This window comes from Streptosporangium nondiastaticum, assembly GCF_003011965.1.
GTDB classification, from domain to species: Bacteria; Actinomycetota; Actinomycetes; order Streptomycetales; family Streptomycetaceae; genus Streptomyces; species Streptomyces nondiastaticus.
Genome location: NZ_PXWG01000039.1, coordinates 30179 through 52443, shown reverse-complemented (window position 1 = coordinate 52443; position 22265 = coordinate 30179). Strand labels below are relative to the sequence as shown.

Annotated in this window: 19 protein-coding genes and 1 other RNA gene; 17 read left to right on the top strand and 3 right to left on the bottom strand. The window is 73.3% G+C overall.

The window, feature by feature from the left end; genetic code table 11:
• The 4 genes from B7P34_RS16855 to B7P34_RS16840 all read left to right on the top strand — a co-directional run.
• Positions 1-1044 (top strand): S41 family peptidase (locus tag B7P34_RS16855; protein ID WP_106677368.1); only part of this gene is annotated, 1044 nt, incomplete at its 5' end.
• An 18-nt stretch (positions 1045-1062) separates the two neighbouring features.
• Complete coding sequence (smpB, locus tag B7P34_RS16850; RefSeq protein ID WP_106677366.1) at positions 1063-1575, top strand: SsrA-binding protein SmpB; 513 nt, start codon at positions 1063-1065, stop codon at positions 1573-1575.
• Positions 1576-1663: 88 nt separating this feature from the next.
• Positions 1664-2033, top strand: a transfer-messenger RNA (tmRNA) gene (ssrA, locus tag B7P34_RS16845).
• A gap of 134 nt (positions 2034-2167) precedes the next feature.
• Complete coding sequence (locus tag B7P34_RS16840) at positions 2168-3439, top strand: hypothetical protein (protein ID WP_146166837.1); 1272 nt, start codon at positions 2168-2170, stop codon at positions 3437-3439.
• Here the strand turns inward: B7P34_RS16840 and B7P34_RS16835 are convergent.
• Positions 3390-4604 carry an MFS transporter gene (locus tag B7P34_RS16835; RefSeq protein WP_106677363.1) on the bottom strand — a complete coding sequence of 405 codons (1215 nt, stop codon included), beginning with the start codon at positions 4602-4604 and terminating at the stop codon, positions 3390-3392. The genes B7P34_RS16840 and B7P34_RS16835 overlap by 50 nt on opposite strands.
• Positions 4605-4711: 107 nt before the next feature.
• Between B7P34_RS16835 and B7P34_RS16830 the strand changes: the two genes are divergently transcribed.
• Entirely contained in the window at positions 4712-5671 is a 960-nt protein-coding gene (locus tag B7P34_RS16830) for a LysR family transcriptional regulator (protein WP_106677361.1), read from the top strand.
• A 362-nt stretch (positions 5672-6033) separates the two neighbouring features.
• On the top strand, positions 6034-6627 hold the full coding sequence (locus B7P34_RS16825; protein ID WP_106677359.1) for a CGNR zinc finger domain-containing protein: 594 nt from the start codon (positions 6034-6036) through the stop codon (positions 6625-6627).
• A 68-nt stretch (positions 6628-6695) separates the two neighbouring features.
• Here B7P34_RS16825 and B7P34_RS16820 read toward each other — a convergent pair whose 3' ends face one another.
• Positions 6696-7754: a CHRD domain-containing protein gene (locus tag B7P34_RS16820; protein ID WP_223267923.1), complete on the bottom strand. Its 1059-nt coding sequence runs from the start codon at positions 7752-7754 to the stop codon at positions 6696-6698.
• Positions 7755-8080: 326 nt separating this feature from the next.
• Between B7P34_RS16820 and B7P34_RS16815 the strand changes: the two genes are divergently transcribed.
• The 5 genes from B7P34_RS16815 (at position 8081) to B7P34_RS16790 (ending at position 14304) form a co-directional block, all read left to right on the top strand.
• On the top strand, positions 8081-8602 hold the full coding sequence (locus tag B7P34_RS16815; RefSeq protein WP_223267922.1) for a sigma-70 family RNA polymerase sigma factor: 522 nt from the start codon (positions 8081-8083) through the stop codon (positions 8600-8602).
• The gene (locus B7P34_RS16810) at positions 8599-9396 is read left to right on the top strand and encodes a zf-HC2 domain-containing protein (protein WP_106677355.1); all 798 of its coding nucleotides are present in this window, start codon (positions 8599-8601) and stop codon (positions 9394-9396) included. Before B7P34_RS16815 ends, B7P34_RS16810 begins: the two co-directional genes overlap by 4 nt.
• 117 nt (positions 9397-9513) lie before the next feature.
• Entirely contained in the window at positions 9514-11964 is a 2451-nt protein-coding gene (locus tag B7P34_RS16805; RefSeq protein WP_223267921.1) for a HelD family protein, read from the top strand.
• 351 nt (positions 11965-12315) lie between these two features.
• A complete protein-coding gene (locus B7P34_RS16800; RefSeq protein WP_106677353.1) occupies positions 12316-13749 on the top strand; it encodes an NAD-dependent malic enzyme in 1434 nt (477 codons plus the stop codon).
• A gap of 273 nt (positions 13750-14022) precedes the next feature.
• Positions 14023-14304: an HU family DNA-binding protein gene (locus B7P34_RS16790; RefSeq protein ID WP_004951951.1), complete on the top strand. Its 282-nt coding sequence runs from the start codon at positions 14023-14025 to the stop codon at positions 14302-14304.
• A gap of 236 nt (positions 14305-14540) precedes the next feature.
• Here the strand turns inward: B7P34_RS16790 and murA are convergent, their stop codons facing one another.
• Positions 14541-15881 carry a UDP-N-acetylglucosamine 1-carboxyvinyltransferase gene (gene murA, locus B7P34_RS16785; RefSeq protein ID WP_106677351.1) on the bottom strand — a complete coding sequence of 447 codons (1341 nt, stop codon included), beginning with the start codon at positions 15879-15881 and terminating at the stop codon, positions 14541-14543.
• Positions 15882-16110: 229 nt separating this feature from the next.
• Between murA and B7P34_RS16780 the strand changes: the two genes are divergently transcribed.
• The 6 genes from B7P34_RS16780 to B7P34_RS16755 all read left to right on the top strand — a co-directional run bounded on the left by B7P34_RS16780 (position 16111) and on the right by B7P34_RS16755 (position 22133).
• The gene (locus tag B7P34_RS16780; RefSeq protein ID WP_106677349.1) at positions 16111-16707 is read left to right on the top strand and encodes a YqgE/AlgH family protein; all 597 of its coding nucleotides are present in this window, start codon (positions 16111-16113) and stop codon (positions 16705-16707) included.
• 132 nt (positions 16708-16839) lie between these two features.
• Positions 16840-17133, top strand: a complete 294-nt coding sequence (locus B7P34_RS16775) for a DUF3039 domain-containing protein (protein ID WP_078660579.1) — start codon at positions 16840-16842, stop codon at positions 17131-17133.
• 256 nt (positions 17134-17389) lie between these two features.
• On the top strand, positions 17390-18706 hold the full coding sequence (locus B7P34_RS16770; protein WP_106677348.1) for an extracellular solute-binding protein: 1317 nt from the start codon (positions 17390-17392) through the stop codon (positions 18704-18706).
• Positions 18707-18723: 17 nt separating this feature from the next.
• Positions 18724-19623, top strand: coding sequence for a carbohydrate ABC transporter permease (locus tag B7P34_RS16765; protein ID WP_106677346.1), 900 nt, complete (start codon positions 18724-18726; stop codon positions 19621-19623).
• The gene (locus B7P34_RS16760; RefSeq protein ID WP_106677344.1) at positions 19620-20483 is read left to right on the top strand and encodes a carbohydrate ABC transporter permease; all 864 of its coding nucleotides are present in this window, start codon (positions 19620-19622) and stop codon (positions 20481-20483) included. The genes B7P34_RS16765 and B7P34_RS16760 overlap by 4 nt, the downstream gene beginning before the upstream one ends.
• A gap of 3 nt (positions 20484-20486) precedes the next feature.
• Positions 20487-22133 (top strand): beta-N-acetylhexosaminidase, encoded by a 1647-nt coding sequence (locus B7P34_RS16755; RefSeq protein WP_106677342.1) that lies wholly within the window; start codon positions 20487-20489, stop codon positions 22131-22133.
• Positions 22134-22265: the final 132 nt, after the last annotated feature.

The window sequence follows — 22265 nt, the reverse complement described above, 5'->3', positions numbered from 1 at the left end:
GGCGCCGGCGCCCCCGTCGACCGCACGGAGGTCGAGGCCGCCGCGGCGCGGGCCGTCGAGGACGGCAAGTCCGCCGCGGAGGCCGCGGCCGAGGTCGTCGGCCGCAGCGGCGACCGCTGGAGCGCCGTCTACAGCGCCCGCGAGTACGAGGGCCTGGAGCGCGCCCTGAACGGCTCCTACATCGGGGTCGGCCTCTCCGCGCGGCGGGCCGCCGGCGGCCGCACCGAGATCGACAGCGTCCGCCCCGGCAGCCCCGCCGACCGGGCCGGCCTCCGCTCCGGCGACCTGCTGCGCAGCATCGACGGCACGCCCGTCGACGGCCGCCCCGTCACCGAGGTCGTCGCCCGCCTCCGCGGCGACACCACCGCCTGGCCGGGCCCGGGCACGCCCGTACGGATCGGGATCGAGCGCGCCGGCAGCAGCTGGGAGCGCACCCTGTACCGGGAACGGCTGACCACCGAGAGCGTGACGGCCGAGCGCCTCGCCGGGGCCGGCGCCGCGGGGGCCGCGGCCGTACGGATCAAGGTCGGCTCGTTCACGCGGGGCTCCGGCGAGCAGGTGCGCGCCGCCGCCGCGGAGGCCCTGCCGGGCGAGGGCATCCTCCTCGACCTGCGGGGGAACTCCGGCGGCCTGGTCGACGAGGCGGTCACGGCCGCCTCCGCCTTCCTCGACGGCGGGCTCGTCGCCACCTACGACGTGCACGGCAGCCAGCGCGCCCTGGAGGCCCGCACCGGCGGAGCCACCGCCCTGCCGCTCGTGGTCCTCGTCGACGGCGGCACGATGAGCGCCGCCGAGCTCCTGGCCGGCGCCCTGCAGGACCGCGGCCGGGCGGTCGTCGTCGGCTCGCGGACCTTCGGCAAGGGCTCCGTGCAGATGCCGAGCCGCCTCGCGGACGGCTCCGTCGCCGAGCTCACCGTCGGCCACTACCGCACCCCGGCGGGGCGCGTCGTCGACGGCCGGGGCATCGCCCCCGACCTGCTGGTCCGCGGCGACGCCGAGGAGCGGGCCCGCACAGTATTGAGTGGCCTCGGGGGCGGGTCCTAGTGCGAGAATGGCGGCGCTATGGCTAAGGACAAGAAAGAGACGGGGCGCAAGCTCGTCGCGCAGAACAAGAAGGCGCGCTACGACTACCACATCCTGACCACGTACGAGTGCGGCATGGTCCTCACCGGCACGGAGGTCAAGTCGCTGCGGCAGGGGCGCTCCTCGCTGGTCGACGGCTTCGTGCAGATCGACGGCGGCGAGGCGTGGCTGCACAACGCCCACATCCCCGAGTACACCCAGGGCACGTGGACCAACCACAGCGCGCGCCGCAAGCGCAAGCTGCTGCTGCACCGGGCCGAGATCGACAAGCTCGACTCCAAGTCGCAGGAGACGGGACACACCATCGTGCCCCTCGCCATCTACTTCAAGGAGGGCCGGGCCAAGGTCGAGATCGCCCTGGCCAAGGGCAAGAAGGAGTACGACAAGCGGCAGACCCTGCGCGAGAAGCAGGACACCCGCGAGTCGAACCGGGCGATCGCCGCGGCGCGCCGCCGGCAGCGGGCGTCCGCCGCGCGGGCCCAGCAGCGGTAATACGCTGGCACGGTCGTACGTGGTTCACGTACGATGGAGGCAGCAGCGCAGGGGGGACCCTGGGTTGCGCAGATTGAAAAATCAACATGGGGATGATCGGTTTCGACAGCGGATGTCGAAGCAGGGGAAGCGAGCCGAGGAAGCGGCAATGATCTCGTAAACCATATGTCGCAACCAATAATCGCCAACACCAAGCGCGATTCCTTCGCCCTCGCTGCCTAAGTAGCGACTTGCGAAGTGTCAGCCCGGGGCTGTTCCCGACCCGGATCCTGGCATCAGCTAGGGAACTAAACCACTGACCCCGGTCACGGGGGTGGGTGGGAAATCAAACAGTGACTGAGCCCGTCGGAGACTTGTCCGCGTGATCTCCGGGGCCGAGAAAATCGCAGCGGACTGCGCTCGGAGAAGCCCTGATTCTGCACCGTTGGACGCGGGTTCGATTCCCGCCATCTCCACTCATCCCATGTGGGCAAAAGCCCCTGATCTGCGGAAACGCAGGCCAGGGGCTTTTGTCATGCCGGGCCCGCGCAACCGATCGGCTTCCCCGGCCCTCTTTCCTGGTGACGCTCCATGGCGAGGGGGTGGTGGCCCGGTGAACCGGACGCGTACGGCAGTGGCCGCAGTGCTGGTCACGGGAGCCCTGTGGTGCGCAGGAGGCGCCGCTCCGGCGTTCGCCGGCGACAGCAGCCGCGTAGGTGACGGCGGCCCCGTACACGTGCTGCTCAACAGCGCCTTCGACAACCGCCCCGGCGAGCTCGTCGACATAGAGGTGCAGGGCGTGCGCGAGGGGGGCGACGTCACCGTCTCCTCGCCCGTCTTCCCGCACGCCGTACGGCTCGCGCCCCGCGCGCACGCCCACCACGGCCGTCCGGCCATCGCGATGACCACCCGGCCGGGCACGTACCCGCTCACCGTGCGGGCCGGCGGCCGGGTCGTCGCGAAGGACCGCGTCGAGGTGAAGCAGTCGCGGCGGCCGAGCTTCACGGCGGCCACGCCCGGCGACGTGCTGCGGCAGGGGGAGCGGCTGTGGATGGCGTACGACGACCTGTACCCCGGCGAGACCGGGCAGTCCTTCACCGTGCGCTCGCCCGCCTTCCGCAAGGAGGTGCGCCTCGCGCACGACCCGGCGAGCACGGACTGGAACAATCCGCGGCTGTTCTCCGGGGCGGCCGAGCTGCCGCAGGGCGTCCGCGACGGCACGTACAAGGTCACGCTGTACGGGCCGGGCGGGCGCGTCGTCGACGAGAAGCCGCTGACGGTGCGGGCGGCGCGGCCCGGCGACCGCGACTACGTCGGCCGTGCGCGCGGGCCCGCATTCTTCGGCACCTCGGCGACGTCCGGGCCGGAGGACGCCCGCGCCCGCGGGCACCGGGTCCCCGCCGGCGGCACCGTCAACGTCCTGTGGCGCGACAGGTCGCCCGACCCGGGCGAGGAGGAGCGGCTGACGGCCACGTCGCCGGCGTTCGAGCGGCCGGTGCGGCTGCGGCGCGACGACAGCAAGGCGGGCGACGGGGACGACCCGCGGTACTTCGCGCCCGCCCGGATCCGGCAGGGGCTCGCGCCCGGGACGTACGCGGTCACGGTGGCCAGCCACCACGGGCGGGTCACGAAAGTGGCGCACCTGGAGGTCACGGCCGCCACCGCGACGCCCGGGGCCTCAGGGGCCTCCGGAACCTCCGGGTCCTCAGGGTCCTCCAGAACCTCAGAAGCCTCCGGAACCTCGGGGGCCGGCGGGAGCTCCGGGATGACCGTGGCCTACGTGGCGGGCGGGACGACCGGCGGGGTGCTGGCGGCCGCGGGCCTCGGGACGCTCCTCAGGCGGCGGGCCGCGCGGCGAGGGCCCGGCGGCCCGCCGTCGCCGTGAGCAGCGCGGTCGCCGCGGCGGCGGCCGGCACGGCGTAGCCCGCGGCCCCCGCGTGCTCCACGGCGTAGCCGCCGGCCGCGGAGCCGGCCGCGATGCCGGCGAGGAGGCCGGTCACGGCCAGGGTCATGCCCTCGTTGAGGCTGCCGGGCGGGGTCAGGCCCTGGACGAGGTTCATGCCCGTGACCATGGTGGGCGCCGTGGCCATGCCCGCCAGGAGCAGCGCGACGGCGAGGGCGGGGAGGCCGCCGCCCGCGGTCGTCGCCGCGAGCGGCAGCAGCGCGAGGGCGGCCATCGCCGCCAGGCAGCGGGGGAAGCGGGCGGCCGCGGGGGCCGACGGGCGCGTCAGCCCGTAGAGCAGGCCCGCCGCGCAGGAGCCCGCGGCCTGCAGGGCCAGGACGGCTCCCGCGGCGGGGCGGTGGCCCTCGGCGTCGGCGAAGCCGATCGTCACGACCTCCAGCGAGCCGAACAGCGCGCCCGTGCAGAGGAAGGCGGCCAGGACCGCGGTCAGGCCGGGGTTTCCGCGGAGCGGCGAGCGCGGGCGTACGGAGCCGGTGGCTATGGGGGGTTCGGTGCGCTTCTGGGCCGCGAAGAGCACGGCGCCGGTGAGGAACATCAGCGCGGCGGTCAGCGTGCCCGCCTCCGGGAAGAAGGACGTGCACAGGAACGTCGCGAGGACCGGCCCGAGCATGAAGCACGCCTCGTCCGCGGCCTGCTCGAAGGAGTTGGCGGTGTGCAGGGCGGCCGGGTCGGCGCGCAGGAGGTGCGACCAGCGGGCGCGGGACATGCCGCCGGTGTTGGGGGTGGTCGCGGTCGCCGCGTAGCAGGCGAACAGGGTCCAGGCGGGGGCGTCCGCGCGCACGCACACGACCAGGGCCAGGGAGCCCAGCGCGGCCAGTCCGGCCGCGGGGACGGTGACGCGGGCCTGCCCGTGGCGGTCCACGAGCCGGGCCGTCAGCGGGCCGACGACCGCCGTCGCGGCGAGACCGGTCGCGGTGACGGCGCCGGCGAGCGCGTACGAGCCGCGGGCGGCGGAGATCATCAGGACGGCGCTGACGCCGAACATGCCCATGGGGAGGCGGGCGAGGAGGTTCCAGGCGGTGAAGGCGCGGGCGCCGGGGACGGCGAAGAGACGGGCGTACGGGGCGAGGGGGTTGTGCGGGGGCATGGGAGAAGCCTCGTTGCGGCCCCGGGCCGCGGTCCAACACCCGATCGGTCGCCATTCACGCACATCTGTTGTCGCCGTTCACGCACATCTGTTGTTGACTACGGCCCGTGCCGTACGACATAGAACCGCGCCTGCTGCGGGCGTTCACCGTGGTCGCCGAGGAACTGCACTTCACCCGGGCCGCGGCCCGGCTGTTCACCGCCCAGCAGGCGCTGAGCCGGGACGTCCGACGGCTCGAACAGCGGCTGGGCAGCGTGCTGTTCACGCGGACGACGCGCCAGGTCACGCTCACCGCCGAGGGCGAACGGCTCCTGCCGTACGCGCGGCGGGTGCTCGCCGCGCACGAGGAACTCGACGCGGCCTGGGCGCAGGAGGAACGGCCGCTGATCGTGGACTGCGCGGCCACGGTCGGCACGGGCTGGCGGGTGCTGACCGCCGCGCGCGGTGCGGCGCCGGAGCACGAGCTGGTGGCCCGCTTCCACAGCGGGCTCACCGGTGCGGCCGGCGAGATCCTCGCGGGGCGCCTGGACGTCTCCTTCGGGCGCGTGGCCGGCCTCGGCCCGGCGGTGCGGGAGCGGCTGGAGCACTGCCCCGTACGGTACGAGCCGATGGCCGTGCTCCTGCCCGGGGAACACCGGCTGGCCGCCCTGCCGGAGGTGCCGCTGGACTCCCTCGCGGGAGAGACGCTCTACGCCGCCGCGGGCAACCCGGCCACCGCCGAGTGGACGGACCTCGCCGAGCGGCTCTTCGAGGGGCGGGGCATCGGGATCGCGGCGCCCTTCCCGGAGATCGAGGGCGAGGGCGAGTTCGTGCGGGTGGTGCGGCGGCGGGGGTGGTCGGTCCTGGCGAGCGTGGAGTTCATCGACGTCCCGGGGATGGTCCTGCGGCCTCTCGTCGACCCCGTGCCGCTCTCCCCGGTCTCGATGGTCTGGCGCCGCGGCCTGCGCCACCCGGCGCTGACGTCCTTGCGGACAGCGGCGGCGTCTTTGGCGGCGGACGGCTCTTGGCTGACCCGGCCGGCGGGGGCGTGGCTCCCGCCGGGGGATGAGGCGGTGATGCGCGCGTAGCGCGTAGCGCGTAGCACGTAGCGCGCGGCGCGCGGGCTTGTGCGCGAGGGTACGCACTTGCCTCCGCGGCGGCGGGGGATGGTGCCGGTGGCGGCAGTGATGGGAGCGGGCGCCGGCTGTCTTCCGCCGCGGCGGTGGCTCGTGCGGGGGTGCCTGTATTTGCCTCCGCCGCGGTGGCGAGCGACCCCGATGGTGGTGGTCGGCGGTGCCGTACCGGCGGTGGGCCGGGCACCGCCGGTCTGCACCGTGGTGGTTGATCGCCGTTGCGGCGGGGGGATTTCGCGGAGCCCCCGACGCGGCGGCCGCCGTGCGCGGCGGGGCGTGGGGTTAACACCCCGGCGCTCGCGAGGCACTCTGGTGGGGTGGCGGCGGCTTCGGGCGGGTTGAGGTTCGACGCCGGGCGGCTCTGTCTGGATCTGGCGGCCACGGCCGACGGCGGCCGGCCCGGCGAGGAGCCGGTCGAGCGGCTCGACAGCCCCGAGCGCCTGCGCGACTGGCTCCTCGGCTCGGGAGCCGTCCCGCCCGGCACCCCCCTGGCGGCCGTGGACGTGACCTGGCTCGGCCGTTTCCGCGCGGCCCGCGACCTCCTGCACCGCGTCGTCCACGCCGAGGTCGACGGCCGCGCCGCCGGCCCCGACCTGGAGCGGGTGAACGCCCTCGCCGCCACGGCCCCGCCCGCGCTGAAGGCGGACCGGGGCGCCGACGGGGTCCTGTCGCGGAGCCTCGTCGGGGCGCCCGACTGCGGCGCCCTGCTCGGGCAGATCGCGCGCGACGCGGTGGAGTTGCTCACCGACCCCGCCGCGCGCGGCCAGTTGCGCCGCTGCGAGGGGGAGTCGTGTTCCCTGGTCTATCTGGACACGTCCCGCGGCCGCCGGCGTCGCTGGTGTTCCAGCGAGGTCTGCGGGAACCGCGCGCGCGTGGCCCGGCACCGCCGCCGCGCGGTCGGCACCCGCTGACGGCGGCGGCGCGGGCAGCGGGCCGTCAGCCTGACGGCCCCCGCCTCCGGTCAGCGTCCGATCCCTGGTCAGCGCCCGATGAAGACGTAGTCCGCCCGGTACGGCACGGCCGCCGCCGGCTGCCGCTGCGGGTCGCAGGGCCCGGCCGGGGCGACGCCGCCCCGCGTGTTGAGCCGCAGGATCTCCGTGGTGGTGGCGAGGACGCCCGTTCCCGCGCCGGACCGGGCCGCGCGCAGGTCGAGTTCGGGGATGTTCCCGTCCCCGTTGGGGGTCTTGGTGACGACCTTGCCGGTGACGGCGGACCGGTCGGGCGCGACCCACTGCGGGTCGCCGCCGGGCCGTACGAAGGAGTGGGCGATGTTCCCGCTGAGCGTGGCGGCGACGTTGTCCTGGACGAAGGCGAACCCGCCGCCGTCCTGCTTGCGGCACGCGTAGATCTGGCGGCCTTCGACGACGGACGCCTGGACGGCGTTCACGGCGCCGTTCATGTCGAGCGGCGCGCTCAGCCGGTGCACCTGCCCCCGCACCGCCCCGCCGGGGAACTCGCCGGTGTGCAGGTTGAGGTAGAAGCCGCCGGGCCCGGACGCGAGGGCGTCCAGGAGCTTTTGGTCGGTGACCTTCACCGTGCCGGTGGCGCTGGTCCGTCCGTCGGGCAGCTGCTGCGCGAAGAACGGGATCCGCACGTCGCCGTTCTTGCCGCGTTCCCCCTGGTGGAGGTGGGCCGCGGTGGGTGCGGCGATGCCGCGGAAGGAGAAGGCGAAGGACACGTCGTCGCCCTGGACGCGCAGGAAGGCGACGGCCTGCCCGTCCTTGTCGCCGGTGGCCTTGCCGTCCGCCGCGGGGACCTCGTTCGCGCCGTTGAGGGCGGCGGCGAAGAAGGCGGCGCCCTCGCGGTTGGGGCTGCTGACCGGCCCGAGCGGGCCGCCGTCCCCGCCCCCGTGCCCGGAGTGCGCCGCCGCGGGGGCCGCCGCCGCGCCGTCCTCCCCGCCCGGCACCACTGCGAAGGCGATGCCCACCCCCGCGGCGACGGCCGCCGCGGTGGCGGTGGCCACGATCGTCCGGCGCTTGCCGGTGCGGTTCATCCCGGTGCGGTTCGTGCCGATGCGATTCATGCCGATGCGGTTCATGGCGAACCTCCCCGTCCTCCCCGTACGGAGCCGGTGCCCCCTGCACCGGTCTTCCGGGCTGTCGTACGGGCCCGGCACCGGCCCCCGTTCAGCGGGGAAATGAGGCCTGTGTCACGGGCCCGCGGCTGAACGAAGGCGCCATTCGATCCGTGGGGCGGGGATGCCCCCGGATTTCTTCGCCACGTGCTGAACAGGCCGGACGCCCGGCCCGTACTCATGAGGGCCAGGGCGTGGGCGGAACCGGCGGCTGCGGCTACTGACGGGTACCGGCCGGATCACCGACGCGCGCTATCGACCAGGGAGAAGGCTTGCGCAAGGATGCCGCCGTGGCTGACAGGACGAGCCCCGACGAGGAACTGATGCGGGCGCTCTACGAAGAGCACGCGGGCCCGCTCCTCGCCTTCGTGCTGCGCCTGGTGGACGGGGACCGCCAGCGGGCGGAGGACGTCGTCCAGGAGACGCTGCTGCGCGCCTGGCGCAACGCCGACCGGCTGCGCGGGGCCCCCGGCTCCGTACGGCCCTGGCTGGTGACCGTCGCCCGGCGCATCGTCATCGACAACCACCGCAGCCGGCAGGCGCGCCCGCGGGAGGTCGATCCGGGCCCGCTGGAGCTGCTCCCGGCGGCGGACGAGATCGACCGGGCGCTGCGCCTGATGACGATCTCCGACGCGCTGGGCGACCTGACGGAGGCGCACCGGGAGGCGCTGATAGAGACCTATTTCAGGGGACGTACCGTGAGCGAGGCGGCCGAGGTGCTGGGCGTGCCGGCGGGGACCGTGCGGTCCCGCGTCTTCTACGCACTGCGCTCCATGAAGCTCTCGCTCGAAGAACGAGGAGTGACGGCATGAACCGGCCGGCACCTGACCACGGGCAGGACGAGCGGCACGAGCGGCACACCGCCGTGGGCGCCTATGCGCTGGGCGTCCTCGACGAGGCGGACGCGGCCCGGTTCGAGGAGCACCTCGCCGGGTGCCCGGAGTGCGCGGCCGAGCTCGACGGCCTGATGGGCCTGACGCCGCTGCTCGCCGAGCTGAAGGAGGCGGCGCCCGCCCCGGAGGCCCTCGCGCCCCGCCCGGATCCGGCGCTGCTCGACCGGCTGCTGGGCCGGGTCGCGGCCGGGCGCCGCGCGCAGCGCGTCCGCCGCCTGTGCCTGGTCGCGGCCGCCGCCGCGCTGATCGTCGCGGGCCCGCTGGTGGGCGCGGCGGTCTTCTCCGAGGAGGCGCCGGACCACAGCGGCGTGAGCGCGGCGAAGCAGATGTACGAGGACGGCGAGAAGATCGGCGCGGTGGATCCGGCGACGAAGGTCGACGCGACGGTCTCGCTGCAGCAGAAGCCCTGGGGCACCCACGTGGCGCTCCGGCTCGCCCACGTCAGAGGCCCGCTGACCTGCGATCTCGTGGCCGTGGGGAAGAACGGGGAGCGGCAGGTGGTGACGACGTGGGCGGTCCCGCCGGGCGGATACGGCCTGGACGGGACGGACGCGGCCGCCGCGGCCGCCGCGACCGACAAGGGCGACAAGGGCGACAAATGGAGCAAGGAGCCGCTGTACACGCACGGCGGCGCCGCACTCAACCGGAACGACATCTCCCGGTTCGAGGTGCGCACCCTCGACGGCAAACTCCTCGCCACCGTCAAGGTGTGACCAAAACCCATTCAGCCCGAATCCCGAATAAAAACAACCATGTCCTGACAGGTGCGCTCAGCGCCTGTGTTCGCGTACGGTTGACGGCTGCCCTAGGCACAGCAGAAGGGGGCTTGGGTGGCCGCGCAGAACGCCACGCACGCGCAGGTGGCGACCGGACCGCAGAGCGAGCCCGACGGGGTCCGCGACCGCGAGATCGGTACGGAACAACAGCATCTGGACCGGGTGTACCGGCGCCTGGAGGAGAAGATCCACGAGGCCGAGTTCCTCATGGACGACGCCGCCAAGCGCGGGCAGGTCGGCACGCCCGGCGCGCTCGCCGAGCGGGACGCCCAGGTCTTCCGGGCCGGGGTGCACCTCAACCGGCTCAACAGCGAGTTCGAGGACTTCCTCTTCGGCCGCATCGACCTGCTGCTCGGCAAGGACGGCAAGAAGGGCCCCGACGGCGCCTACACCTCCGTCGAGCCCGCCGACGACGCCGTCCGCGGCGACCGGGCCGAGATCGCCGAGACCCTGCACATCGGCCGCATCGGCGTCCTCGACGCCGACTACTCCCCGCTCGTCATCGACTGGCGGGCGCCCGCCGCCGCGCCCTTCTACCGGGCCACGCCCGTGGCGCCCGGCCGCGTCGTCCGCCGCCGCGTGATCCGCTCCAAGGGCCGCCGCGTCCTCGGCGTCGAGGACGACCTGCTGCGCCCGGAGCTGACCGCCACGCTCGGCGGGAGCGCCCTGCCGATCGTCGGCGACGGCGCGCTGATGGCCGCGCTCGGCCAGGCCCGCAGCCACACGATGCGCGACATCGTCTCCTCCATCCAGGCCGAGCAGGACATGGTCATCCGCGCGCCCGCCGCGTCGGTGACCGAGGTCGAGGGCGGGCCCGGCACCGGCAAGACCGCCGTGGCCCTGCACCGCGCCGCCTACCTCCTCTACCAGGACCGCCGCCGCTACGCGGGCGGCATCCTCGTCGTCTCCCCGACCCCGCTCCTCGTCGCCTACACCGAGGGCGTGCTGCCCTCCCTCGGCGAGGAGGGGCAGGTCGCCATCCGCGCCGTCGGCTCGCTGGTCGACGGCGCCGAGGCCGACACGTACGACGAGCCGGCCGTGGCGCGCATCAAGGGCTCCTCGCGGATGCTCAAGGTGCTCCGCAAGGCGGTCCGCGGCGCGCTGGAGGGCACCGGCCCGGGTACCGCTCCGGTACGCCCCTCCGCGGCCCCGGCGGGCGAGGACGGCCAGCTGTCGCTGGACGGCGCCCTCGCCGAGGGGAACGCCGGCGGCCACGGCAACGGGGGCGGGCGCCGCGGCGGCCCGCCCGACCGCCTGCGCGTCGTCGCCTTCGGCGCCCGCATCGAGCTCGGCGCCGAGGAACTCAAGCGCATCCGCAACACCGCCCTCGGCGGCACCGCGCCCGTCAACCTGCTGCGCCCGCGCGCCCGCCGGCTGATCCTCGACGCCCTGTGGTCCAGGGCCGGCGGCCCCAAGCGCTACACCGACCCCGAGCTCGCCGCCGAGGCCCGCTCCGCCTTCGACGAGGACATCACCACCGAGGACGACTTCCTCGCCTTCCTCGACGCCTGGTGGCCGGAGTTGACACCGCGTCAGGTGCTGGCGTGCATGGCCGACGAGAAGCGCCTCGCCCGCTTCTCGCGCCGGGTGCTCAACCCGCGCGAGACCCGGCTGCTGGCCCGCTCGCTGCGCCGCCTGGACGCCGCCGGCCGCGGCCCGCTGTCCGTGCACGACGTGGCCCTGCTGGACGAGCTGGAGACGCTCCTCGGCGCCCCGGCCCGCCCGAAGAAGCCGCGCGAGTACGACCCGCTCGACGCGCTGACCGGGCTGGAGGAGCTGATGCCGCAGCGCTCGGAGTCGCGCCGCGAGCGCGCCGAGCGCCTGGCCGAGGAGCGCCGCGACTACGCGCACGTCATCGTCGACGAGGCGCAGGACCTGACGCCCATGCAGTGGCGGATGGTCGGCCGCCGCGGCCGCACGGCCACCTGGACGATCGTCGGCGACCCGGCGCAGTCCTCGTGGTCCGACCCGGACGAGGCCGCCGCCGCCCGCGACGAAGCGCTCGGCGCCCGCCGCCGCACCCGCTTCCGGCTCACCGTGAACTACCGCAACCCCGCGGAGATCGCCGAGCTCGCGGCCAAGGTGCTGGCGCTCGCGATGCCGGGCATGGAGTCCCCGGCGGCCGTCCGCTCCACGGGCGTCGTGCCGCGCTTCGCCGTCGCGGGCGCCGCCCTCGGCCCGGCCGTGCGGGCCGAGGCGGAGCACCTGCTGGCGGACGTCGAGGGCACGGTCGGCGTGGTCGTGCCCATGGGCCGGCGCGCCGAGGCCCGCGGCTGGGTGGCCGGGCTCGGCGACCGGGTCGTGGTGCTGGGCAGCCTGGAGGCGAAGGGCCTGGAGTACGACGCGACGATCGTCGTCTCCCCGGCCGAGATCGCCGACGAGTCCCCGGCGGGCCTGCGCGTGCTGTACGTGGCGCTGACCCGCGCCACGCAGCGCCTGACGGTGCTCTCCGGCGAGCGCGACGACCCGGACGCCGACGGCGTGCCGGATCTGCTGCGGGACTGAGGGCAACCGTCCACGAGGACTCCCCGGGGGGCCGCCGGGGGAGTCCCCAGGAGTGAATTCGCCGGGGCGGAATGACTTCCGGGGACGGTTTGTTAGCCTGGGTGCGGCACCGGCTCGATCCAAGCCCCCGGGCCCAACCTTCGTCGCTACGAGCGACCACTTGCCGCGAGGCGAGCATGGCGGGTCGGTGTCACAAGCGTTCTGACGGGCGCCCTTCCTCCGGGAAGGGCGCCCGTCGGCTTTTGCGGAACTTTATTTCCGGAACCCGGACCTGGTTACCCCCTACTCGCGGGTAGGTGGGACGATCGAGCCGCGCATCAGCGAAACCAGGGAAAGCAGAGGAAGTCGGCCATGGCAACGGCGCCAAGCGTCTCGTACTCGATGACGGTCCGGCTGGAGGTCCCCGCGAGCGGGACGTCGGTCAGCCAGCTCACCACGGCCGTGGAGTCCTCCGGCGGATCCGTGACCGGCCTCGACGTCACCGCCTCCGGCCACGAGAAGCTCCGGATCGACGTCACCATCGCCGCGACCTCCACCGCCCACGCCGAGGAGATCGTCGAGCAGCTGCGCAGCATCGAGGGCGTGGTGCTGGGCAAGGTCTCGGACCGTACGTTCCTGATGCACCTCGGTGGCAAGATCGAGATGGCGTCGAAGCACCCCATCCGCAACCGTGACGACCTCTCCATGATCTACACGCCCGGCGTCGCCCGCGTCTGCATGGCGATCGCGGAGAACCCGGAGGACGCGCGGCGTCTGACGATCAAGCGCAACAGCGTTGCGGTGGTCACGGACGGGTCGGCGGTGCTGGGTCTGGGCAACATCGGCCCGAAGGCGGCGCTGCCGGTGATGGAGGGCAAGGCGGCTCTCTTCAAGCGGTTCGCGGGTATCGATGCGTGGCCGATCTGCCTGGACACGCAGGACTCCGACGCGATCGTGGAGATCGTCAAGGCGATTGCGCCGGGGTTCGCGGGCATCAACCTGGAGGACATCTCCGCGCCGCGCTGTTTCGAGATCGAGGCGCGGCTGCGGGAGGCGCTGGACATCCCGGTCTTCCACGACGACCAGCACGGCACGGCGATCGTGGTGCTGGCGGCGCTGACGAACGCGCTGCGGGTGGTGGGCAAGGCGATCGGTGACGTACGGGTCGTCATGTCGGGTGCGGGTGCGGCGGGTACGGCGATCCTGAAGCTGCTGCTGGCGGCCGGTGTCAAGCACGCCGTGGTCGCGGACATTCATGGTGTCGTTCATGCGGGGCGTGCGGATCTGGTCGATGCGGGGCCGGAGACGGCGCTGCGGTGGATCGCGGACAACACCAACCCGGAGGGCATCACGGGGACGCTGAAGGAGGCCGTGCGGGGCGCGGACGTCTTCATCGGTGTCTCGGCTCCCAATGTCCTCGACGGTGACGATGTGGCGGCGATGGCGGAGGGTGCGATCGTGTTCGCGCTGGCCAACCCCGACCCGGAGGTCGACCCGGCGGTTGCCCGGCAGACGGCCGCGGTGGTGGCCACGGGCCGTTCGGACTTCCCGAACCAGATCAACAACGTGCTGGTCTTCCCCGGCGTCTTCCGCGGCCTGCTCGACGCGCAGTCCCGCACGGTCAACACCGAGATGATGCTCGCGGCCGCCGGCGCCCTCGCCGACGTCGTCACCGAGGACGAGCTCAACGCGAACTACATCATCCCCAGCGTCTTCAACGAGAAGGTCGCGGGGACGGTCGCGGGCGCCGTGCGCGAGGCCGCGAAAGCCGCCGGTGCGGCTGTGACGGGCACCACGACCGTCTGATGACGGCGCGTCGCGGGCCTTCGGGCCCGCGACCTGCCCCTAAGGTGTCGGGCAGAAATCAGGCCGCAGAAATGCGGCTGTATCCGAGGCTGTGCCGCTTTCCGTGTGACTCTCCAGGGTGCCGGATTGGCTTTCCCGCCACTGGTGGGGGCAGGATGCGTAACCGGGCGCGAGGGTCTGGCAACGGACCCGGGTCCGGGGACTGTCCGAGGGCCCTGGCAGCATCGGCTTCGATCTCACGCCTCATTGGCAAGAAGAACACGGGAGTACAACATGAACCGCAGTGAGCTGGTGGCCGCGCTGGCCGACCGCGCCGAGGTGACCCGCAAGGACGCCGACGCCGTTCTGGCCGCGCTCGCCGAGACCGTCGGCGAGGTCGTCGCCAAGGGCGACGAGAAGGTCACCATCCCCGGCTTCCTGACCTTCGAGCGCACCCACCGTGCCGCTCGGACCGCTCGCAACCCGCAGACGGGTGAGCCGATCCAGATCGCTGCCGGTTACAGCGTGAAGGTCTCCGCGGGCTCCAAGCTCAAGGAAGCCGCCAAGGGCAAGTAAGCCTTTAGCGCTGCGCTCAGCGCTGAGAGGGCGGGCACCCCGGCCGGGGTGCCCGCCCTTTGGGCTTTCCGGGCCCCGTACGGCCCCTCGGAGGCCCGTACGGGGCCCGGAGCCACCCGGATGCACGAAAGCGTCTGTACGGGCCTTGGATGGCCCGTACAGACGCTTACGATCCGTCAGATGGGGGACGCTCAGGCGGCGGTGCCGCCGGGCATCCCGACGCCGGCGCCGAAGCCTCAGGCGGCGGTGCCGCCCGGCATCTCCACGTTCGCGCCCAGGTCCTTCAGCTTCTGCATGAAGTTCTCGTAGCCGCGGTTGATCAGGTCGATGCCGTGGACCCGCGAGGTGCCCTCGGCCGCCAGGGCCGCGATCAGGTACGAGAAGCCGCCGCGGAGGTCCGGGACGACCATGTCGGAGCCCTGCAGCTTCGTCGGGCCGGAGACGACCGCCGAGTGCAGGAAGTTCCGCTGGCCGAAGCGGCAGGCGGAACCGCCCAGGCACTCGCGGTACAGCTGGATGTGAGCACCCATCTGGTTCAGCGCCGAGGTGAAGCCGAGGCGCGACTCGTACACCGTCTCGTGGACGATGGACAGGCCCGCCGCCTGCGTCAGCGCCACGACCAGCGGCTGCTGCCAGTCGGTCTGGAAGCCGGGGTGGACGTCCGTCTCCAGCGCGATGGCGTTGAGCGAGCCGCCCGGGTGCCAGAAGCGGATGCCCTCGTCGTCGATCTCGAAGGCGCCGCCGACCTTGCGGTAGGTGTTGAGGAAGGTCATCATCGAGCGCTGCTGCGCGCCGCGCACGTAGATGTTGCCCTTGGTGGCCAGCGCCGCGGACGCCCAGGAGGCCGCCTCCAGGCGGTCCGAGAGCGCGCGGTGGTTGTAGCCGCCGAGCTTGTCGACACCGGTGATCCGGATGGTCCGGTCGGTGTCCATGGCGATGATCGCGCCCATCTTCTGCAGCACGCAGATGAGGTCCTCGATCTCCGGCTCCACGGCGGCGTTGGACAGCTCCGTGACGCCCTCCGCCAGCACGGCGGTGAGCAGGACCTGCTCGGTCGCGCCGACCGAGGGGTAGGGCAGGCGGATCTTGCAGCCGCGCAGCCGCTGCGGGGCCTCCAGGTACTGGCCGCCCTCGCGCTTCTCGATGGTCGCGCCGAACTGGCGGAGCACCTCGAAGTGGAAGTCGATCGGCCGGCCGCCGATGTCGCAGCCGCCCAGGCCCGGGATGAAGGCGTGGCCGAGGCGGTGCAGCAGCGGGCCGCACAGCAGGATCGGGATGCGCGAGGAGCCGGCGTGCGCGTCGATGTCCGCGACGTTGGCGCTCTCCACGTAGGTGGGGTCGAGGACCAGCTCGCCGGGCTCGTCGCCGGGGCGGACGGTCACGCCGTGCAGCTGCAGCAGTCCGCGCACGACGCGCACGTCGCGGATGTCGGGGACGTTGCGCAGCCGGCTGGGGCCGTGCCCGAGCAGGGCGGCGACCATGGCCTTGGGCACGAGGTTCTTCGCGCCGCGGACACGGATCTCGCCCTCGAGCGGGGTACCGCCGTGGACAAGCAGGACATCGTCAGGGCCGGTCATGGATCTCGCGTTCCTGGAGTTGGGCAGGGGGCAAGAAGAAAGGGTAATGCGACGAGGGGGCCCTCCTGCATGCCTGAGGGGCCTCCGGGCACGTCATGGCTTTGCAACAACACGCTCCGTTAATGGAATGGTCGCTACCGGTTATCGGCGGCGCGCCACGGGCCGCCCCTTTCTTGCCGGAGTGGGCGTCCACCCCCCGCGCGGGCCCGAAATGCGGGATCATGTGCCCATGTCCGAGGTGTCCTCGCTCACAGGACGGCTGCTTGTCGCGACACCGGCGCTCGCTGACCCGAATTTCGACCGCGCGGTGGTGCTGCTGCTCGATCACGATGAGGAGGGTTCCCTCGGCGTGATCCTGAACCGCCCGACCCCCGTCGGGGTGGCCGACATCCTGGAGTCCTGGGCCGCGCTGGCCGGGGAGCCGGGCGTGGTCTTCCAGGGCGGCCCCGTCTCGCTGGACTCGGCGCTGGGCGTGGCCGTGGTGCCGGGGGAGGGGCACGGCGCGACGGGCTCCGCCGCCGTCGCCGGCGACGGCCCGCTCGGCTGGCGCCGCGTCCACGGCGCGATCGGCCTCGTCGACCTGGAGGCCCCGCCGGAGCTGCTCGCGGCCGCCCTCGGCTCGCTGCGCATCTTCGCCGGCTATGCCGGCTGGGGCCCGGGCCAGCTGGAGGACGAGCTCGTCGAGGGCGCGTGGTACGTGGTGGAGTCCGAGCCGGGCGACGTCTCCTCGCCGGACCCCTCGCAGCTGTGGCGCGCGGTGCTGCGGCGCCAGCGCAACGAGCTGGCGATGGTGGCCACGTATCCGGACGACCCCAGCCTGAACTGACCCGGAGGCCTCCCCGGAGCGGCCCCGCGGCGCCGGCCGGGGGACCCGCCCCGCGGAGGGGCGCGACCCGCTTGCGAAACGACGGGACCGGGGATCGGAACTCGGCGGTGCGCCCCAGTACCCTTGGAGACCATGAGCACTCTTGAGCCCGAGCGCGGGGCAGGGACCGGCACCCTCGTAGAGCCGACGCCGCAGGTGTCGCACGGCGACGGCGACCACGAGCGCTACGCCCACTACGTCCAGAAGGACAAGATCATGGAGAGCGCGCTCTCCGGTTCCCCGGTCGTCGCCCTGTGCGGCAAGGTCTGGGTCCCCGGGCGCGACCCGAAGAAGTACCCGGTCTGTCCGATGTGCAAGGAGATCTTCGACGGCATGGGCGCCGGCGGGGACAAGGACAAGGGCGGCAAGGGCGGCGACAAGAAGTAGCCCCCGCGGCCTCCTCTCCGCAGGCCACACAACCTTCCCGGCCCCCGGGACGCGCTCCGGCGCGTCCCGGGGGCCGCGTGCGTTACAGGGCGCGTCGCACGCCCCGTTTGCGCGAGCCGTTGCACGGAGCGCTTTCGCCGATCACAGAGTGGTGGAGACCTCTTGTCGGGGCCATGGCACACCCCTAGTCTCCTGCCAGTTGTGCTGAGCGAAACGCCCATTGCGTATGTTGCAACGCCACGCGGGAGGGACCCTCATGACACCGTCCGGCCGCCCGTCCGGTGTGGTGGCTCTGCTCACGGCGGCCGCCCTGGCGACGGCCGCCGCCCTGACCGGCTGCGCCCCCTCCACCTCCACCGGTGCCGCCGGCGGCGACGAGCGGACGGGGCTCCTGCGGGTCTGGCTCTTCCGGGAGGTCGACAACGGGCCCAAGGCCGCCGTGGTCGGCAAGGCCGTCGCCGCCTTCGCCCGGGAGCACCGCGGCGCCCGCGTCGACGTCACCTACATCCCCGTCGAGACGCGCGCCCAGCGGATCAAGGCCGCCTTCAACGACCCCCGCAGCGCCCCCGACGTCATCGAGTACGGCAACACCGACACCGCCGGCTACGTCCGGGACGGCGGACTGGCCGACGTCACCGCCGACTTCGCCGCCTGGCCCGAGGCGCGGGACACCGATCCCGCCGCCCGCCGCTCCGTCACCGTCGACGGGAAGGTCTACGGCGCCCCGCTGTTCGTCGGCGTCCGCGCCCTCTACTACCGCACGGACGTCTTCCGCGAGCTCGGCCTGCGCCCGCCGCGCACCCAGGCCGAGCTCGCGGAGACCGCCCGCCGCATCCACCGGGAGCGGCCGGACCTCTACGGGCTCGCGGTCGGCGGCTCGTACACGTACGGCGCCCTGCCCTTCCTGTGGGCCAACGGCGGTGCGTTAGCGGAGAAGAAGGGCAGGAAGTACACCGCGGCCGTCGACAGCGAGGCGGCGAAACGGGGCATCACGGCGTACACCGGCCTCTTCGGCGAGCACAACTGCCCGCCCGCCAAATGCGCGCAACTGGGCGGCAACGCCACCGTCGAGGCGTTCGCCTCCGGCAGGGCGGCCATGGCCATCGGCGGGGACTTCAGCCACCGGGCCGTCGAGAACGGCAAGGCCGCGGGCCGGTACGCGGTCGTCCCGCTGCCCGGCGCCGAGGAGGGCAGCATCGCCCCCGCGTTCGCGGGCGGGAACAACATCGGGGTCCTCAAGAGCAGTTCCCACCGCACGCTCGCCGTCGAGCTGATGCGGACCCTCACCGGCAAGCGCACCCAGTCCGAGCTCTTCGACGCCATGGGCTTCCTGCCCACCTACACGGACGTGCGCCGCGAGGCGGCCCGCAGACAGCCCTACGTCGAGCCCTTCGTGCGGACGCTTTCCGCGGGCGCGGCCTTCGTGCCCGTGACCCCCGCGTGGGCCGCCATCGACGCCGGGCAGGTGCTGCCGGTCATGTTCCAGGAGATCGTGAGCGGCCGCAGGAGCGTGGACGCGGCGGCCTCGGCCGCGGCGAAGAAGATGAACAGCGCCTTCCGGGCCGCGGGCTGAGGGCGGGGGACGGCACGATGCGCACCCACAGCCGCTGGACGCCCTGGATCTACCTCGCCCCCGCCCTCGTCCTCCTCGGCGGGCTGCTGCTCTACCCCGTCTATCAGCTCGGGCTCATCTCCTTCCTGGAGTACACCCAGGCCCAGGTCAGCGGCGGCCGGCCGACCTCCTTCCAGGGCTTCGGCAACTACGCGGCGCTCTTCCGCGACGGCCAGTTCCGGGAGGTGCTCCTCACCACCGTCCTCTTCGCGGCGGCCTGCGTGCTCGCCACCCTCGCCACCGGCTGCGCGCTCGCCGTGCTCCTCACCCGCGTCCGCGCCCTGCCCCGCCTCGCGCTGATGACCGCGGCGCTCGGCGCCTGGGCCACGCCCGCCGTCACCGGCTCGACGGTCTGGCTCTTCCTCTTCGACCCCGACTTCGGGCCTGTGGACAAGCTGCTCACCCGGCTCGGCATGAGCGGCTTCGACGGCTACTCGTGGACGTACGACCGCTACAGCGCCTTCGCGCTCGTCCTCCTCGAAGTCGTCTGGTGCTCGTTCCCCTTCGTCATGGTGACCGTCTACGCGGGCATCCGGGCCGTCCCGGCCGAGGTCCTGGAGGCCGCCGCCCTGGACGGGGCCTCGCAGTGGCGCATCTGGCGCGCGGTCACGGCGCCCATGCTGCGGCCGATCCTGGTCGTCGTCACCCTCCAGTCCGTCATCTGGGACTTCAAGGTGTTCACGCAGATCTACGTCATGACCAACGGCGGCGGGATCGCCGGGCAGAACCTGACCCTGAACGTCTACGCGTACCAGAAGGCGTTCGCCTCCTCGCAGTACAGCCTCGGCTCGGCCATCGGCGTGGTGATGCTGCTGATCCTGCTGGCCGTCACGCTCGCGTACCTGCGGCTGCTGCGGAGCCAGGGGGAGGAGATATGAGACGGCGGCACGGGGCGGGCAGACGGTACGGCCGGCTCGCCGCGGAGGCGGCGGCGCTGCTGACGGCGGCCGTGGTCGCCTTCCCCCTCTACTGGATGGTGCTCTCGGCCCTCAAGCCGGAGGGGGAGGTGCTGGGCGACCGCCCCCGCCCCTGGACGTCCGCGCCCTCCCTGGACGCCTTCCGTCGCGTCTTCGGGCAGCAGGACTTCGCGCGCTACTTCCTCAACAGCCTGCTCGTCGCGGGCACCGTGGTCGTCGTCTCCGCGGTCGTGGCCTTCCTCGCCGCGACCGCCGTCACCCGCTTCCGCTTCCGGTTCCGGACGACCCTGCTCGTGATGTTCCTCGTCGCCCAGATGGTGCCGGTCGAGGCGCTCACCATCCCGCTGTTCTTCCTCCTGCGCGACGCCGGCGCGTACGTGCCCGGCATCGGCCTCAACACGCTCGGCTCGCTGATCCTGCCGCACATCGCCTTCTCGCTGCCCTTCGCCGTCTGGATGCTGCGCGGGTTCGTCCGGGCGGTGCCGGAGACGCTGGAGGAGGCCGCGTACCTCGACGGCGCGACCCGGGCCCGCTTCCTGTGGCGGATTCTCTTCCCGCTGGTCTTCCCCGGGCTCGTCGCCACGAGCGTCTTCTCGTTCATCTCGACGTGGAACGACTTCCTCTTCGCGAAGTCCTTCATCGTCAGCGCCACCGAGAACTCCACCCTCCCCATGGCGCTCCTCGTCTTCTTCAAGGACGAGGGCAACGACTGGGGCGGCATCATGGCGGCGTCCACCGTCATGACCGTGCCGGTGCTCGTCTTCTTCGTACTCGTCCAGCGGAGGCTCGTGTCGGGCCTCGGCGGAGCGGTGAAGGACTGACACATGACCGATCTGATCCCCGGGCCGGCATCGGTCCGTGACGTGCCGGCCGCCGGGCCGTACGTCCTCGGCGAGGAGACCCTGCTGGAGGCGCGGCCCGGCACCGAGGGCGTCGCCCGCTGGCTGCGCGCCACCGTCGGCGCCGCGACGGGGCTGCCGCTCGCACCGGGCGTGCCGCTCGCACCGGGCGAGGACGGTGGCGGCCGCGTCGTGCTGAGCGTCGACCCGGCCGTCGGGCGGGAGCTCGGCCCCGAGGGCTACCGCATCGCCGTGGACGGCCGTGTCCTGAGGATCGGCGGCGGCAGCGCGGCCGGAGTCTTCTGGGGGGCGCAGACCCTCCGTCAGCTGCTCGGCCCGGAGGCCTTCCGGCGGGCGCCGGTCACGGGAAAGCGCGAGTGGGCCGTGCCCGCATGCGCCGTCGAGGACGCGCCGCGGTTCCGGTGGCGCGGCGTCCTCCTCGACGTCGCCCGCCACTTCCTGCCCAAGGACGGCGTGCTGCGGTACCTGGACCTGCTCGCCGCGCACAAGCTCAACGTCCTGCACCTGCACCTGACGGACGACCAGGGCTGGCGGATCGAGATCCTGCGCCACCCGCGGCTCACGGAGGCGGGCGCCTGGCGCTCCCGCACCAAGCTCGGGCACCGGGCGTCGCCGCTGTGGGACGAGCGGCCGCACGGGGGCTACTACACGCAGGACGACATCCGCGAGATCGTCGCCTACGCCGCCGAGCGGCACATCACCGTCGTCCCGGAAATCGACATCCCGGGCCACTCGCAGGCCGCCGTCGCCGCGTATCCGGAGCTCGGCAACTCGGACGTCGTCGACACCGCCGCCCTGACGGTGTGGGACACGTGGGGCGTCAGCCCGAACGTCCTCGCCCCGTCCGATGCCGTCCTCGCCTTCTACGAGGGCGTGCTGACGGAGGTCCTCGCCCTCTTCCCGTCGCCCTTCGTGCACATCGGCGGCGACGAGTGCCCCAAGGACCAGTGGAAGGCGTCCCCGGCCGCGCAGGCCCGGATCCGGGAGCTGGGGCTGGCCGGTGAGGACGAGCTGCAGAGCTGGTTCGTCCGGCACTTCGACCGCTGGCTGGCCGAGCGCGGCCGGCGCCTCGTCGGCTGGGACGAGATCCTCGAAGGGGGCCTGGCGGAGGGCGCCACCGTCTCCTCCTGGCGGGGCTACGCGGGCGGGATCGCCGCCGCGCGCGCCGGGCACGACGTCGTCATGTGCCCCGAACAGCAGGTGTACCTGGACCACCGGCAGGCGGCCGGTACCGACGAGCCCGTACCCATCGGCTACGTCCGCACCCTGGAGGACGTCTACCGCTTCGAGCCCGTGCCGCCGGGGCTCGGCGAGGCCGCCGCGCGCGTCCTGGGCGCCCAGGCCAACCTGTGGAGCGAGGTGACGGAGAACCAGCAGCGCCTCGACTACCAGGCCTTTCCGCGCCTCGCCGCCTTCGCCGAGACCGTCTGGTCGCACCTGCCCGCCCCCGCCGAGCGCGACTACCCGGCGTTCGAACGCCGTATGACCGCCCATTACGCCCGGCTCGACGCCCTCGGCGTGGACTACCGGCCCCCGGGCGGCCCCAGGCCCTGGCAGCGCCGCCCCGGCGTCCTCGGACGCCCGATCGAGGGCGCGCCCCCGATCGTGTGAGCCACGGCCAAGCTGCGCGTCCCGGCGGCGGGCGGCTGGCACGGTGGTCCTTCACACACTGCCGTAAGTCGTAAAAAGGCCCCCTGACAATGGCAATCCGTACACAACGGGGACACTCCCGAAAATCGGACC

Coding starts and splice junctions, on each gene's coding strand:
- smpB (WP_106677366.1), top strand. CDS start 1,063: ATGGCTAAGGACAAGAAAGAGACGGGGCGCAAGCTCGTCGCGCAGAAC.
- B7P34_RS16835 (WP_106677363.1), bottom strand. CDS start 4,604: ATGCCCCCGCACAACCCCCTCGCCCCGTACGCCCGTCTCTTCGCCGTC.
- B7P34_RS16820 (WP_223267923.1), bottom strand. CDS start 7,754: ATGAACCGCATCGGCATGAATCGCATCGGCACGAACCGCACCGGGATG.
- B7P34_RS16810 (WP_106677355.1), top strand. CDS start 8,599: ATGAACCGGCCGGCACCTGACCACGGGCAGGACGAGCGGCACGAGCGG.
- B7P34_RS16800 (WP_106677353.1), top strand. CDS start 12,316: ATGGCAACGGCGCCAAGCGTCTCGTACTCGATGACGGTCCGGCTGGAG.
- B7P34_RS16790 (WP_004951951.1), top strand. CDS start 14,023: ATGAACCGCAGTGAGCTGGTGGCCGCGCTGGCCGACCGCGCCGAGGTG.
- murA (WP_106677351.1), bottom strand. CDS start 15,881: ATGACCGGCCCTGACGATGTCCTGCTTGTCCACGGCGGTACCCCGCTC.
- B7P34_RS16780 (WP_106677349.1), top strand. CDS start 16,111: ATGTCCGAGGTGTCCTCGCTCACAGGACGGCTGCTTGTCGCGACACCG.
- B7P34_RS16775 (WP_078660579.1), top strand. CDS start 16,840: ATGAGCACTCTTGAGCCCGAGCGCGGGGCAGGGACCGGCACCCTCGTA.
- B7P34_RS16770 (WP_106677348.1), top strand. CDS start 17,390: ATGACACCGTCCGGCCGCCCGTCCGGTGTGGTGGCTCTGCTCACGGCG.
- B7P34_RS16765 (WP_106677346.1), top strand. CDS start 18,724: ATGCGCACCCACAGCCGCTGGACGCCCTGGATCTACCTCGCCCCCGCC.
- B7P34_RS16760 (WP_106677344.1), top strand. CDS start 19,620: ATGAGACGGCGGCACGGGGCGGGCAGACGGTACGGCCGGCTCGCCGCG.
- B7P34_RS16755 (WP_106677342.1), top strand. CDS start 20,487: ATGACCGATCTGATCCCCGGGCCGGCATCGGTCCGTGACGTGCCGGCC.